This window comes from Pseudomonas sp. RA_105y_Pfl2_P56 (assembly GCF_963970845.1).
GTDB lineage: Bacteria > Pseudomonadota > Gammaproteobacteria > Pseudomonadales > Pseudomonadaceae > Aquipseudomonas > Aquipseudomonas baetica_A.
Map to the genome: position 1 here is coordinate 66,911 of NZ_CAXAPL010000009.1, position 15,082 is coordinate 81,992.

At 58.3% G+C, this 15,082-nt stretch carries 12 protein-coding genes; all 12 read right to left on the reverse strand.

The window, feature by feature from the left end:
• Positions 1–51: 51 nt before the first annotated feature.
• The 12 genes from eno to AACY11_RS08815 all read right to left on the reverse strand — a co-directional run bounded on the left by eno (position 52) and on the right by AACY11_RS08815 (position 15,055).
• Positions 52–1,341: a phosphopyruvate hydratase gene (gene eno / locus AACY11_RS08760; RefSeq protein ID WP_339430558.1), complete on the reverse strand. Its 1,290-nt coding sequence runs from the start codon at positions 1,339–1,341 to the stop codon at positions 52–54.
• A 157-nt stretch (positions 1,342–1,498) separates the two neighbouring features.
• A complete protein-coding gene (kdsA, locus tag AACY11_RS08765; RefSeq protein ID WP_339430557.1) occupies positions 1,499–2,344 on the reverse strand; it encodes a 3-deoxy-8-phosphooctulonate synthase in 846 nt (281 codons plus the stop codon).
• A gap of 5 nt (positions 2,345–2,349) precedes the next feature.
• Positions 2,350–3,981: a CTP synthase gene (locus tag AACY11_RS08770; protein WP_339430556.1), complete on the reverse strand. Its 1,632-nt coding sequence runs from the start codon at positions 3,979–3,981 to the stop codon at positions 2,350–2,352.
• A 274-nt stretch (positions 3,982–4,255) separates the two neighbouring features.
• A complete protein-coding gene (gene tilS, locus AACY11_RS08775; RefSeq protein WP_339430555.1) occupies positions 4,256–5,572 on the reverse strand; it encodes a tRNA lysidine(34) synthetase TilS in 1,317 nt (438 codons plus the stop codon).
• A gap of 144 nt (positions 5,573–5,716) precedes the next feature.
• The gene (locus AACY11_RS08780; RefSeq protein WP_038357918.1) at positions 5,717–6,664 is read right to left on the reverse strand and encodes an acetyl-CoA carboxylase carboxyltransferase subunit alpha; all 948 of its coding nucleotides are present in this window, start codon (positions 6,662–6,664) and stop codon (positions 5,717–5,719) included.
• 139 nt (positions 6,665–6,803) lie between these two features.
• A complete protein-coding gene (gene dnaE, locus AACY11_RS08785; RefSeq protein WP_339430554.1) occupies positions 6,804–10,325 on the reverse strand; it encodes a DNA polymerase III subunit alpha in 3,522 nt (1,173 codons plus the stop codon).
• 76 nt (positions 10,326–10,401) lie between these two features.
• Positions 10,402–11,028 (reverse strand): ribonuclease HII, encoded by a 627-nt coding sequence (gene rnhB / locus AACY11_RS08790; RefSeq protein ID WP_339494479.1) that lies wholly within the window; start codon positions 11,026–11,028, stop codon positions 10,402–10,404.
• Between the two features lie 11 nt (positions 11,029–11,039).
• Positions 11,040–12,170, reverse strand: a complete 1,131-nt coding sequence (gene lpxB, locus AACY11_RS08795; RefSeq protein WP_339430553.1) for a lipid-A-disaccharide synthase — start codon at positions 12,168–12,170, stop codon at positions 11,040–11,042.
• A gap of 2 nt (positions 12,171–12,172) precedes the next feature.
• Positions 12,173–12,949 carry an acyl-ACP--UDP-N-acetylglucosamine O-acyltransferase gene (gene lpxA / locus AACY11_RS08800; protein ID WP_339430552.1) on the reverse strand — a complete coding sequence of 259 codons (777 nt, stop codon included), beginning with the start codon at positions 12,947–12,949 and terminating at the stop codon, positions 12,173–12,175.
• On the reverse strand, positions 12,946–13,386 hold the full coding sequence (gene fabZ / locus AACY11_RS08805) for a 3-hydroxyacyl-ACP dehydratase FabZ (RefSeq protein ID WP_042557884.1): 441 nt from the start codon (positions 13,384–13,386) through the stop codon (positions 12,946–12,948). Before fabZ ends, lpxA begins: the two co-directional genes overlap by 4 nt.
• Before the next feature lie 106 nt (positions 13,387–13,492).
• Positions 13,493–14,548 (reverse strand): UDP-3-O-(3-hydroxymyristoyl)glucosamine N-acyltransferase, encoded by a 1,056-nt coding sequence (lpxD, locus tag AACY11_RS08810; RefSeq protein ID WP_339494442.1) that lies wholly within the window; start codon positions 14,546–14,548, stop codon positions 13,493–13,495.
• A gap of 3 nt (positions 14,549–14,551) precedes the next feature.
• On the reverse strand, positions 14,552–15,055 hold the full coding sequence (locus AACY11_RS08815; RefSeq protein WP_339430550.1) for an OmpH family outer membrane protein: 504 nt from the start codon (positions 15,053–15,055) through the stop codon (positions 14,552–14,554).
• Positions 15,056–15,082: the final 27 nt, after the last annotated feature.

Sequence of the window (15,082 nt, forward strand, 5' to 3'; positions counted from 1 at the left end):
CGCTGTCACGACTTTTCCGACACAATCCGGTGTCCTTCCATCAGTTTGCGCTTAACCGCGGAACTCGCTACGACCGTTGTACTTGGCTTTGCCATTCAACTGCTCTTCGATACGCAGCAGTTGGTTGTACTTGGAAACGCGGTCGGAACGGCACAGCGAACCGGTCTTGATCTGGCCAGCCGAGGTGCCCACAGCCAGGTCGGCAATGGTCGAATCTTCGGTTTCGCCCGAGCGGTGCGAGATCACGGCGGTGTAACCGGCAGCCTTGGCCATCTGGATGGCTTCCAGGGTTTCGGTCAGCGTGCCGATCTGGTTGAACTTGATCAGGATCGAGTTGGCGATCTTTTTATCGATGCCTTCTTTCAGGATCTTGGTATTGGTCACAAACAGGTCGTCGCCAACCAGTTGAACCTTCTCGCCGATCTTGTCGGTGAGGATCTTCCAGCCAGCCCAGTCGGACTCGTCCAGACCGTCTTCGATCGAGATGATCGGATAACGTTCGGTCAGGCCTTTGAGGTAATCGGCAAAACCTTCAGCGGTGAATACCTGACCTTCTCCGGACAGGTTGTACTTGCCGTCTTCGTAGAATTCGCTGGCCGCGCAGTCCAGCGCCAGGGTCACGTCGGTGCCCAGCTTGTAACCGGCGTTGGCTACGGCTTCGGAGATCACTTTCAAAGCGTCTTCGTTGGACGCCAGGTTCGGTGCGAAACCGCCTTCGTCGCCAACAGCGGTGCTCAGGCCACGAGCCTTCAGTACAGCTTTGAGGTGATGGAAAATCTCGGTGCCCATGCGCAGACCTTCCGAGAAAGACTTGGCGCCGACTGGCTGAACCATGAATTCCTGGATGTCGACGTTGTTATCGGCGTGCTCGCCGCCGTTGATGATGTTCATCATCGGCACCGGCATCGAGTAAACACCCGGAGTGCCGTTCAGGTTGGCGATGTGCGCGTACAGCGGCAGGTCCTGATCCTGTGCAGCAGCCTTGGCCGCAGCCAGGGACACGGCGAGGATGGCGTTGGCGCCCAGGGTTGCTTTGTTTTCGGTACCGTCGAGCTTGATCATCGCGTGATCCAGGGCTTTCTGGTCGCTTGGGTCGGCGCCCAGCAGCAGATCGCGGATCGGACCGTTGATGTTGGCTACCGCTTTGAGCACGCCCTTGCCCAGGTAACGGCTCTTGTCGCCATCACGCAGCTCGAGCGCTTCACGCGAGCCAGTGGATGCACCGGATGGCGCGCAGGCGCTGCCGATGATGCCGTTGTCGAGAAGCACGTCCGCTTCCACGGTGGGATTGCCACGGGAGTCGAGAACTTCACGACCTTTGATGTCGACGATTTTTGCCATTGTTGTAAACACTCCAAAGTTGACGAAAACGACGCAGCTAGAGGAAATCTTTTTACCGTCGGCAAGGGGTGTGCAGCGGGCAGTCTTGCAGACGATAACGCTCATGCCCGAGGGCATGAGCGACAAATCGTGCGGTACTTTACCGGAGAATTGAGGTTTACGCGGTTTCTACCGTCGGAAAACTCTTCACCAGTTCGTCCAAAGCTTTGAGCTGGGCCAGGAATGGCTCCAGTTTGTCCAGACGCAAGGCGCAAGGGCCATCGCATTTGGCGTTGTCCGGGTCTGGGTGGGCCTCAAGGAACAGACCCGCCAAGCCCTGGCTCATGCCAGCCTTGGCCAGATCCAGAACCTGTGCGCGGCGACCGCCGGCGGAGTCGGAACGACCGCCAGGCATTTGCAGCGAGTGAGTCACGTCGAAGAACACCGGGTACTCGAACTGCTTCATGATGCCGAAGCCGAGCATGTCGACCACGAGGTTGTTGTAGCCGAAGCTCGAACCACGCTCGCAGAGGATCAATTGGTCGTTACCCGCTTCCACGCACTTGTTCAGGATGTGTTTCATTTCCTGAGGGGCGAGGAACTGGGCTTTCTTGATGTTGATCACGGCATTGGTCCTGGCCATCGCGACAACCAGATCGGTCTGGCGCGACAGGAAGGCCGGCAACTGGATGATGTCGCAGACTTCAGCAACGACCTGAGCCTGATCAGGCTCATGGACGTCGGTGATGATCGGCACGCCAAAGGCTTGTTTGATGTCCTGGAAGATGCGCATGCCCTCTTCCAGGCCAGGACCGCGATAAGAGGCCACAGAAGAACGGTTGGCTTTGTCGAAGCTGGCCTTGAACACGTAAGGGATGCCGAGCTTTTCGGTAACCTTCACGTACTCTTCGCAAACCTGCATGGCCATGTCACGGCTTTCCAGCACGTTCATGCCGCCGAACAGCACCATGGGTTTGTCGTTGGCAATTTCGATGTCGCCGACGCGGATGATCTTCTGTGCCATCGGGGTTACGCCTTCTTCTGGTGTTGAGCCAACGCTGCTTTGACAAAACCGCTGAACAGCGGATGGCCATCGCGTGGTGTCGAGGTGAACTCAGGGTGGAACTGGCAAGCCACGAACCATGGATGATCCGGTGCTTCAACCACTTCAACCAGCGCAGCATCAGCGGAACGACCGGAGATTTTCAGGCCGGCTTCGATGATTTGCGGCAGCAGGTTGTTGTTCACTTCGTAACGATGACGGTGACGCTCGACAATCACGTCCTTGCCGTAGCAATCGTGCACTTTGGAGCCGGCTTCGAGCAGGCAATCCTGAGCGCCGAGACGCATGGTGCCGCCCAGGTCGGAAGCTTCGGTACGCACTTCAACGGCACCGGTCGCATCTTCCCACTCGGTGATCAGGCCCACGACCGGGTGACCGCTGGCGCGATCGAACTCGGTGGAGTTGGCGTCTTTCCAGCCCATTACGTTACGGGCGAACTCGATGACTGCCACTTGCATACCCAGGCAGATACCCAGGTACGGAACCTTGTTTTCGCGAGCGTACTGAACAGCGGTGATCTTGCCTTCCACGCCACGCAGACCGAAGCCGCCCGGCACCAGAATCGCGTCAACACCTTCGAGCAGCGCAGTGCCCTGGTTTTCGATGTCTTCGGAGTCGATGTAGCGCAGGTTGACCTTGGTGCGGTTGCTGATGCCGGCGTGACTCATCGCTTCGATCAGCGACTTGTAGGCGTCCAGCAGCTCCATGTATTTGCCGACCATCGCGATGGTGACTTCGTGTTCCGGGTTCAGCTTGGCATCAACCACTGCTTCCCACTCGGACAGATCAGCGCTGCCGCATTGCAGGCCAAAACGCTCGACAACGAAATCGTCCAGGCCCTGGGAATGCAGGATGCCCGGGATCTTGTAGATAGTGTCGGCGTCTTCCAGCGCGATCACCGCACGTTCTTCAACGTTGGTGAACTGAGCGATTTTGCGACGCGACGAGATGTCGATCGGGTGATCGGAACGGCACACCAGCACGTCTGGCTGCAGGCCGATCGAACGCAGCTCTTTTACCGAGTGCTGGGTTGGCTTGGTTTTGGTCTCGCCAGCCGTGGCGATGTACGGCACCAAGGTCAGGTGCATCAGCATCGCGCGCTTGGCGCCGACTTCGAAACGCAATTGACGAATGGCTTCGAGGAACGGTTGCGACTCGATGTCACCCACGGTGCCACCGATCTCGACCATGGCCACGTCAGCATCGCCAGCACCCTTGATGATGCGGCGCTTGATTTCGTCGGTGATGTGCGGGATCACCTGGATGGTTGCACCCAGGTAGTCACCACGGCGCTCTTTGCGCAGCACGTGCTCGTAGACACGGCCGGTGGTGAAGTTGTTGTTCTGGGTCATGGTCGTGCGGATGAACCGCTCGTAATGGCCCAGGTCCAGGTCAGTCTCGGCACCGTCATGGGTGACGAACACTTCACCGTGCTGGAACGGGCTCATCGTGCCCGGGTCAACGTTGATGTACGGATCCAGCTTAAGCATGGTGACTTTAAGCCCCCGCGCCTCCAGGATGGCCGCCAATGAAGCCGAGGCAATGCCTTTCCCCAATGAAGAAACAACACCGCCCGTGACGAATATGTAGCGCGTCATGAAAAACCCTAGAAGTCTGCGTTAAAGCGGTACGAGCCGCCGGGGAAAGCGAAGGAAGGCCGAAGCCCCCGATCACCAGCATTAATCACAGTGCACCTTTCAAAAAAACCGCCGCGTTGGGACAGACCGGCAGATGAAACACCGGTACGTTGTGCGCTACACATTTTTTGGAATCGCCCAGCAAAGACTGCTTGGTAATCGGCAACTCCTGCAATTCAGGCGAATCCACAGAAGTTGTATCAAGAAGGGAGCGTAGTCTACCGGAATGCCCCTTTCATCTCAAACCTTGATCTTCGTCTGTTGGCTGCCAACTCATTTTCCAGCCGTCCTGCTCGTGGCCATCAAGTCCCGGCAGGTTCGCCACCGCGAGCAATTCGTCACCGCGAAAAAGCAGCGGCAATCTGCCACGCACGAAACCCGGCACCGCACGCTCATTGAGCAACCGTTTGAGGTCGCGATGGCCGCGATCCGCCAAATGCATCACTTCGCCACCCTGCCGATAGGCAATGCGTAACGGGCCGCAGGGAGCCTGACCGCTGAACATGACCCCCCCGTTATGGGGCAAGCTTAGCGGCGACGCCGGTGCCTGCCACTCGCCGTCGATCACTGGAGCGCGCAGCCAGTCGCCACTGAGCCACCACAGACGACCGGCACTGCGATGCAACTCGCCATCGGCCAGACGCCAGACCGGCGAAGCATCGTGACTGGCATTGCACAGATCCGCCCAACCCGACCAATGGTCGGTGTCAGGCAAACGTGTCAGCGGTTCGAGCCAATGACTCAGCGCATTTCGTTGCCGGGGGGCGGTGAGAGCGCAAAGTGGCGCCAACGCCAGAGACGGCAAGCGCAGCCATTGGAACTCATGAGGCGTTGCAGCCTGTGCCAGATCGATTTGCGCCAATTCATCGAGCAAACCCTGCGCCTCACGCAGATGCGCAGCGCTGCGCGCCATGCTTGCTGGCGCTTGCGGCCAGCGACTGCTCAGCAGCGGCATGACCTGATGGCGCAGGTAATTACGCGAGAACTGACGATCCTGATTCGACGGGTCTTCGATCCAGTGCAATTGATGAGCTTGTGCGTAGGCCTCCAGTTCAGCCCGAGGGACATCAAGCAAAGGTCGAATCAGAACACCCCGCCCCAGCGCTCGCTGGCTCGGCATGCCCGATAATCCTCTGACACCTGCGCCACGCAACAGACGAAACAGTAATGTTTCGGCCTGATCATCCCGATGCTGACCGGTCAGCAGCACATCATTGGCCTGCGTCAGCGCACCGAACACCGCATAACGCGCATTGCGCGCCGCTCGCTCCAGACTCGCACCCGGTTGCACCGTGACCCGCTCCACTTGCAATGGAACACCCAGCGCATCACAGAACGACTGGCAATGCTGTGGCCACGCATCCGCCGCAGGCTGGAGGCCGTGATGAATGTGGATGGCGCTTAGCGCCGGAAGGGATTGGTCTTTTACGAGATCGGCAAGCAGATGCAGCAGGACGGTCGAGTCGAGACCACCGGAGAAAGCGACGCGCCATGCAGTGGCGTTGCGCCAAGCTGCAAGATTCAGCAGAAGCCGGGAAGGCAGATCACTCACGGACTGACCCCTATCTAACTCTTTGCCCAAATCAAAGTGTGAGCGGGCTTGCTCGCGAAGGCGTCTCAACATTCAACACATCTGTCGACTGTTATACCGCTTTCGCGAGCAAGCCCGCTCCCACATTGGGTATTGCGCGATCTGTCAGAGACCGTAGCTCATCAGTCGATCGTAACGGCGCTTGAGCAGCGCTTCGTTGTCGAACTTCTTCAGCATTGCCAGCTGCGAGCTCAGCTCGGCACGAATCGAGGCAGCGGCAGCGGCCGGATCACGGTGAGCGCCGCCCAAAGGCTCGCCGATCACCTTGTCAACGATGCCCAGACCTTTCAGGCGCTCGGCAGTGATGCCCATGGCTTCAGCAGCGTCCGGCGCTTTTTCGGCGGTTTTCCACAGAATCGAAGCACAACCTTCCGGCGAGATCACCGCGTAGGTCGAGTACTGCAGCATGTTCAACTGATCGCAAACACCGATGGCCAGTGCACCGCCTGAACCACCCTCGCCGATAACGGTGGCGATGATCGGGGTCTTCAGGCGCGACATCACACGCAGGTTCCAGGCGATGGCTTCGCTCTGGTTACGCTCTTCGGCGTCGATACCTGGATAGGCACCCGGGGTGTCGATGAAGGTCAGGATCGGCATTTTGAAACGCTCGGCCATTTCCATCAGACGGCATGCCTTGCGGTAGCCTTCCGGACGCGGCATGCCGAAGTTGCGGCGTACTTTTTCACGGACTTCGCGGCCCTTCTGGTGACCGATGATCATCACTGGCTGGTCTTCCAGACGAGCAATGCCCCCCACGATCGCAGCGTCGTCGGAGAAGTGACGGTCGCCGTGCAGTTCATCGAACTCGGTGAAGATGTGTTCGATGTAGTCCAGGGTATACGGGCGTTTCGGGTGACGCGCCAAGCGTGCGATCTGCCAGCTGGTCAGCTTGCCGAAGATGTCCTCGGTCAGCGTTTTGCTCTTGTCCTGCAGGCGGGAGATCTCATCGCCGATATTCAGCGAATTGTCATTACCGACCAAGCGCAACTCTTCGATCTTGGCTTGCAGGTCGGCGATCGGCTGTTCGAAATCTAGAAAATTCGGGTTCATAGGCGTCCGTCTTGGGTCGTATCCCAAATGAGCTTGGGTCGGCCGGTTGTCTATTCGCGCCCTACCTTAAGGGAGAGGCGCGCTAAGGTCGAGATTAAAAATTCAGGTTTCGGGCAAGCGCAATGATGGCACCTGCCGCTCAACGGTATTGGAGGAAGACGTTGTCTCGCCCGAACTGGTCACGCAAGGCTTGAATCAACGCATCCGCCGGGTCGATGCGCCAGGTCTCGCCAAACTGCAGCAAGGTCTTCGCATCGGGGCTGGTGTACTCCATGGTGATCGGACACGCCCCGCGATGACGCTTGAGCAAATCACCCAACCAGCGTAGCTGATCGCCTTTGAGGTCCTGGGTTTGCAGCTTCAGGCGCAGGCTTTCGGCAAGGTTGGTGCGCGCATCTTCCATGCTCATCACGCGCTTGACCCGCAGGCGCAGGCCGCCGGAGAAGTCATCGTTGCTGACCTCGCCTTCAACCACCACCATCGCGTCGGTCTGCAACAGCGACTGCGCGGAATGGAACGCTTCGGCAAACAGCGACGCTTCGATCCGGCCGGAGCGGTCGTCGAGGGTGATGAAGCCCATCTTGTCGCCCTTCTTGTTCTTCATCACCCGCAGGGCAATGATCATCCCGGCCACGGTTTGCGTATCGCGCGCCGGTTTCAGGTCGATGATGCGCTGGCGGGCGAAACGGCGGATCTCACCTTCGTATTCGTCAATCGGGTGACCGGTCAGGTACAGGCCCAGGGTGTCTTTTTCACCCTTGAGGCGCTCCTTGAGGGTCAGCTCCTTGGCTTTGCGATGACTGGCATAAACGTCAGCATCTTCCTCGACGAACAGACCGCCAAACAGGTCGGCGTGACCACTGTCGTGGGTGCGGGCGGTTTGCTCTGCAGCCTTGATCGCCTCCTCCATCGCCGCCAGCAACACCGCGCGATTACGGTCGATATTGGCCTGATAAGCCTTTTGTTCGTCGTGAAAATAAGGCCCCAGACGATCCAGTGCACCGCTGCGAATCAAACCGTCGAGCGTGCGCTTGTTGATGCGCTTGAGGTCGACACGGGCGCAGAAATCGAACAAATCCTTGAACGGGCCTTCCTGACGCGCCTCAGTGATTGCTTCTACCGGGCCTTCACCGACCCCTTTGATCGCGCCGAGGCCATACACAATGCGGCCGTCGTCGTTCACCGTGAACTTGAACTCCGAAGTATTCACGTCTGGCGCGTCGAGACGCAGCTTCATCGTGCGAATTTCTTCGATCAAGGTCACGACCTTGTCGGTGTTGTGCATGTCCGCCGACAGTACCGCAGCCATGAACGGCGCCGGGTAATGGGTTTTCAGCCAGGCAGTCTGATACGAAACCAGACCGTAAGCGGCGGAGTGAGACTTGTTGAAGCCGTAACCGGCGAATTTTTCCACCAGGTCGAAAATGTTACCGGCGAGGTCGGCGTCGATATTGTTGGTCTTGCAACCTTCAATGAAACCGCCGCGCTGTTTGGCCATCTCTTCGGGTTTTTTCTTACCCATCGCCCGACGCAGCATGTCCGCACCGCCGAGGGTGTAACCGGCCATGACCTGGGCAATCTGCATCACCTGTTCCTGATACAGGATGATGCCGTAAGTCGGTGCCAATACTGGCTTGAGGCCCTCGTACTGGTAATCCGAGTGCGGGTACGCCAGTTCGGCGCGACCGTGCTTACGGTTGATGAAGTCGTCCACCATGCCGGACTGCAGCGGGCCCGGACGGAACAGCGCTACCAGTGCGATCAAGTCTTCCAGGCAGTCGGGCTTGAGCTTTTTGATCAGCTCTTTCATGCCTCGGGATTCAAGCTGGAACACCGCAGTGGTTTCAGCTTTTTGCAGCAACTGGTAAGTCGGTTTGTCATCCAGCGGGATGAACGCGATATCCAGCGGTGGTTCGTCGACCTTGGCGCGGTCTCGGTTGATGGTCTTTAGCGCCCAGTCAATAACCGTCAACGTCCGCAGACCGAGGAAGTCGAACTTCACCAGACCGGCAGCCTCAACATCGTCCTTGTCGAACTGGGTTACCAGACCGTCACCGGCCTCGTCGCAATAGATCGGCGAGAAGTCGGTCAGTTTGGTCGGTGCGATCACCACACCACCAGCGTGCTTGCCGACGTTACGCACAACGCCTTCGAGCTTGCGCGCCATCTCCCAGATTTCCGCCGCCTCTTCATCGACCTTGATGAAGTCGCGCAGGATCTCTTCCTGCTCGTAGGCTTTTTCCAGGGTCATGCCGACTTCAAACGGAATCATCTTCGACAGACGATCCGCCAGGCCGTAGGACTTGCCCTGTACCCGCGCCACGTCACGCACCACAGCTTTTGCCGCCATGGAACCGAAGGTGATGATCTGGCTTACCGCGTTGCGCCCGTATTTCTCGGCCACATAGTCGATCACCCGGTCACGACCGTCCATGCAGAAGTCGACGTCGAAGTCGGGCATCGATACCCGTTCCGGGTTAAGGAAACGTTCGAACAGCAGGTCGTATTCCAGCGGGTCGAGGTCGGTGATTTTCTGCACATAGGCCACCAGCGATCCGGCACCCGACCCACGACCAGGTCCAACCGGTACGCCGTTGTTCTTGGCCCACTGGATAAAGTCCATCACGATCAGGAAATAACCGGGGAAGCCCATCTGGATGATGATATCCAGCTCGAAATTCAAGCGGTCGACGTACACCTGACGCTTGGCTTCGTAGTCTTCGGTGGTGTCTTTGGGCAACAGAACCGCGAGCCGCTCCTCCAGACCGTCGAAGGACACCTTGCGGAAGTACTCATCGATGGTCATGCCATCGGGAATCGGGAAGTTGGGCAGGAAGTGCGTGCCCAGTTTCACATCGATATTGCAGCGTTTGGCAATTTCGACGGTGTTTTCGATGGCGTCAGGAATGTCGCTGAACAGCTCGGCCATTTCCTCGGCGCTTTTGAGGTATTGCTGATCGCTGTAATTCTTCGAACGCCGCGGATCGTCGAGGGCGCGGCCCTCACCGATGCAAACGCGGGTTTCGTGGGCGGCGAAGTCTTCCTGCTTGATGAAACGCACATCGTTGCTCGCCACCAGTGGCGCGCCCAGCTTGTCAGCCAGAGCCACAGCACCATGCAGTTGCTCTTCATCGTTGGGACGGTTGGTACGCTGGATTTCCAGATAAAAACGATCCGGAAACACCGCCATCCATTCACGCGTCAGAACCTCAGCTTCAGCCGGGTTACCGCCGATGAGGGCCATGCCGATCTCGCCTTCTTTGGCGGCAGACAGCATGATCAGGCCTTCGCTGGCCTCGGCGACCCACTCGCGCTCGACGATGATCATGCCATTGCGCTGACCTTCAATGAAGCCACGGGAAATCAGCTCAGTGAGATTGCGATAGCCCTTGGCGTTCATGACCAACAGGCTGATCCGGCTCAGCGGCGCATCCGGATCCTTGTTCGACAGCCACAGGTCAGCGCCGCAGATCGGCTTGATCCCTGCGCCCATGGTGTTTTTATAGAATTTGACCAGGGAACACATGTTGTTCTGATCGGTGACCGCGACGGCCGGCATGTTCATGCCAGCCAGGGCCTTGACCAGTGGCTTGATCCGCACCAGCCCGTCGACCAGGGAGTATTCAGTGTGCAGGCGTAGGTGAACGAATGAAGCCGGCATAGTGATCCTGTCCAGTTACATAGAGACAACAAGGCCCGGATTGTACCGGGCCTCGAACAAAACATCAGCCTTGCGACTAAACCTGCGTCAGGCCTTCCAGCGCCTCATAAGCCTGACGCACCGGGGCGAACGAGCGCCGGTGAATCGGGGTCGGCCCGAGCCGGGCCAATGCTTCCAGATGAACGGGCGTCGGATAGCCTTTGTGGCCGCCAATGCCATAACCCGGGTAAATCAGTTCGAACGCAGCCATTTCGCGGTCACGACTGACCTTGGCCAGAATCGATGCCGCAGCAATGGCAGGCACCTTGCTATCGCCCTTTACAACCGCTTCGGCGCGCATCGGCAGTTTCGGGCAGCGGTTGCCATCGATCATCGCCAGTTTCGGCTGGATGTGCAGCCCGGCCACGGCGCGCTGCATGGCCAGCATGGTCGCGTGCAAAATATTCAATTCATCGATTTCTTCGACTTCGGCGCGAGCGATGCACCAGCTCAGGGATTTTTCGATGATCTCGTCGTAAAGCTTTTCCCGTTTGGCTTCGGTGAGTTTCTTCGAGTCGTTGAGCCCGACGATAGGGCGGTTCGGATCGAGGATCACCGCTGCCGTCACCACTGCACCGCACAACGGGCCGCGACCGACTTCATCGACGCCGGCGACCAGTTCTTCAACTTCGGCGACCAACGTGAAATCCAGGCCCATTTGCATGCTTGTCTTGCTCATCGTGATTGACCGATCAGGTTAAGGACGGCATGCGCCGCCTGATTGGATGCGTCCAGACGCAGCGTGCGGTGAATCTCGTCGAAGCCGCGAGTCTGCTCTTCACCGCCCTCGATCAAGGGCGACAGGGTCTGGGCAAGCGCCTCGACAGTTGCATCGTCCTGCAACAACTCCGGAACCAGCAGACGCTGGGCCAACAGATTTGGCAGCGATACATACGGGCTCTTGACCATGCGTTTGAGAATCCAGAACGTCAGCGGTGCCAGACGATAGGCAACCACCATCGGCCTCTTGTACAACAGCGCTTCGAGGGTTGCCGTACCGGAGGCGATCAATACGGCGTTACAGGCAGCCAAGGCCAGATGAGACTTGCCATCGAGCAAGGTCACCGGCAAATCGCGGCCAGCGAGCAGTTCTTCAAGCTGCAAACGGCGCTCCGGGCTGGCGCACGGCATGACAAAGCGCACACCCGGACGCATCGCGCGCAGGCGCTGGGCGGTATCGAGGAACAGTGCGCCGAGGCGACCGACCTCACCGCCACGACTACCAGGCATCAGCGCGATCAGCGGCCCATCAGGCAATCCCAACTCGGCACGCGCAGCCGCACGATCAGCCTCCAGCGGAATGGCATCGGCCAGCGAGTGACCGACGAAGCGTACCGGTACGCCTTTCTCTTCGTAGAATCTGGCTTCGAACGGGAAAAGGGTGAGCATCAAATCGCAGCCTTCGCGAATCTTCAGCACGCGCTTCTGCCGCCACGCCCACACCGACGGGCTGACGTAATGCACGGTTTTGATCCCGGCCTGACGCAGCTTGAGTTCGATATTGAGGTTGAAGTCGGGGGCATCGATACCGATGAACGCGTCCGGTTTTTCGGCAATCAGCGTGGCAATCAGCTCTTTACGACGCTTGAGCAACTCGCGCAAACGACCGAGGACCTCAACCAGCCCCATGACCGACAAGCGCTCCATGGGAAAGTACGAGGTCAGACCTTCCGCCTGCATCAACGGACCGCCGACACCGATGAACTCGACCGACGGATGCTGTGCCTTGAGGGCACGCATGAGGCCGGCACCCAAAATGTCACCGGAAGCTTCACCCGCCACCAGCGCAATACGCAAATTGGCCATGATCAGCGGGTGATGCCGCGTGTCGACGACTGGATGGAATCGCGAAACACCGCGACTTCCGGGAACAGAGCAGCAGGCTCGGCCAGTTGAGCCAGTGCCTGCTCGACTGTCAGCCCTTGGCGATAAACGGTCTTATAGGCACGACGCAATGCGTGGATAGCGTCTTCGCTGAAACCGCGACGGCGCATGCCTTCGAAATTCATGCTGCGCGCCTCGGCCGGGTTGCCAAACACGGTGACAAACGCGGGAACGTCTTTACCGATCGCGGTACCCATGCCTGAAAAGCTATGGGCGCCAATGTGGCAATACTGGTGAACCAGGGTGAACCCGGAGAGGATCGCCCAGTCGTCAACATGCACATGGCCGGCCAACGCCGTGTTGTTGACCAGGATGCAGTTATTGCCGATGACACTGTCGTGACCGATGTGGGCATAGGCCATGATCAGGTTGTGATCGCCCAGCGTGGTTTCCGAACGGTCCTGCACGGTGCCACGGTGAATCGTCACGCCTTCGCGGATGACGTTGTGGTCACCTATCACCAGTCGGGTCTCTTCACCTTTGTACTTCAGATCGGGCGTGTCTTCGCCTACCGAGGAAAACTGGTAAATGCGATTGTGCTTGCCGATACGTGTCGGGCCTTTGAGGATCACATGCGGCCCGATCACGGTACCCTCGCCGATTTCCACACCTGCGCCGATGATCGACCAAGGGCCGACCTCGACGCCGTCTGCCAGAACGGCCGACGGATCGATGATTGCGCGAGGGTCAATCAAACTCATACTTTTTGTTCCGCGCAGATGATCTCGGCCGAGCAGACCGGCTTGCCATCGACCGAAGCCTGGCATTCAAACTTCCAGATCTTGCGTTTACAGCTAATGAACGTGGCTTCAAGGATCAACTGGTCGCCAGGCTTGACCGGTTGGCGGAAACGCAGCTTGTCGGAACCAACGAAGTAATAAAGGGTGCCGTCCGCCGGTTTGACGTCGAGCATTTTGAAACCGAGGATCCCGGCAGCTTGAGCCATCGCTTCGATGATCAGCACGCCTGGCATGATTGGATGCGCCGGGAAGTGACCATTGAAGAAAGGTTCATTGATGCTGACATTCTTGTAGGCGCGAATGCGCTTGCCTTCAGTGTCCAGATCCACCACCCGGTCCACCAGCAGGAACGGGTAACGGTGAGGCAGGTATTCGCGAATCTCGTTGATGTCCATCATTTCGGGGGGAAGCCTATGTAAAGATTGGGAGCGCGACTGACGCGCACTCCTCTAGCAAATCAAGGAGGCAGTCTAGAGGCTGTGCACACTTGATATGGAAATGGTATCAGCCATCTGATGAAGCATTGCCGTCAGGGGTCACTTCCCCAACGCGCTTTTCCAGCTGTTTAAAACGACGCGCGATGTCATCGAGCTGACGAATGCGTGCCGCGCTTTTGCGCCATTCGGCAGCCGGTTGCATGGCTGTGCCGGAAGAATAGGCGCCTGGCTCGGTAATCGAGTGCGTCACCATGGTCATCCCGGTCAGGAAAACGTTGTCGCAAATATCAATGTGGCCGACCAGACCGACACCTCCGGCCAGCATGCAGTGCTTGCCGATTTTGGTGCTACCGGAGATCCCGACGCACGCGGCCATGGCAGTGTGATCACCGACCTGGACGTTGTGGGCAATCTGGATCTGGTTGTCGAGTTTCACGCCATTGCCGATCACGGTATCGGCCAACGCGCCGCGGTCGATGGCAGTATTCACGCCGATCTCCACATCGTCGCCGATGGTCACACCACCGATCTGGGCAATTTTCTGCCAGATACCCTTCTCATTGGCGAAGCCGAAGCCTTCACCACCGAGCACGGCACCGGACTGGACAACCACACGCTTGCCGATGTGCACATCGTGATACAGCGTGACACGCGGAGCGAGCCAGCCGCCCTCGCCGATTTCGCTGCGGGCACCGATGACGCAATGGGCACCCAGCGTGACTTGCGCCCCAATGCGTGCACCCGCCTCGATCACCACGAAGGGGCCGATGCTGGCGGTTGGATCAACCACAGCGTCGTCAGCGATGACTGCCGAGGGATGGATACCCGCGGCAGCTTTCGGTTTGGGATCGAACAAGTGAGAGATACGTGCATAAGCCAGATAAGGATCTGGCACCACCACTGCATTACCGGCAAAACCTTCTGCGTCGGCGTCTTTGAGCAACAAGGCTGCTGCCTGAGAACCGGCCAGGTATTTTCGATATTGAGGATTTGCCAGAAAGCTCAACTGAGCTGGGCCAGCCTCTTGCAAAGTGGCTAGCCCAGTAATTTGCTTCTCCGGGTCGCCACGCAGGGTGGCGCCGAGGAACTCGGCCAACTGGCCGAGCTTGATAGTCACGGTCATGGGTTACTTCAGCTGATTCATGCGCTCGATAACCTGGCGTGTGATGTCGTACTGAGGCTTGACATCGATCACTGCGCCACGTTCGAGCACCAGGTCAAAACCACCTTTCTTGATGACGCCTTCTACAGCGCTATCCAGTTTCGGCTTCAGTTGCTTGAGCATTTCGCGGTCAGCAACGGCCTTGGCTTCATTCAGTTCCTTGGACTGGAACTGGAAGTCACGGGCCTTTTGCTTGAACTCCAGCTCCAGACGCTCACGCTCGCCCTGCTGCATCTTGTCACCACCGGCCATCAGACGATCCTGAATGCCCTTGGCGCTGCTTTCCAGAGTTTTGAGCTTGGTCAGTTGAGGACCGAACTTCTTCTCCGCATCGACAGCGTATTTCTTGGCCGCGTCCGATTCCAGCAACGCCATCTGATAGTTCAGAACGGCAATTTTCATGTCGGCGAATGCCGGGCCTGCCACCAGTACGGAGGCCAGGAGAACCAATTGAGTCAACTTACGCACGATGCACTCCTACAAAATCCATTGTCG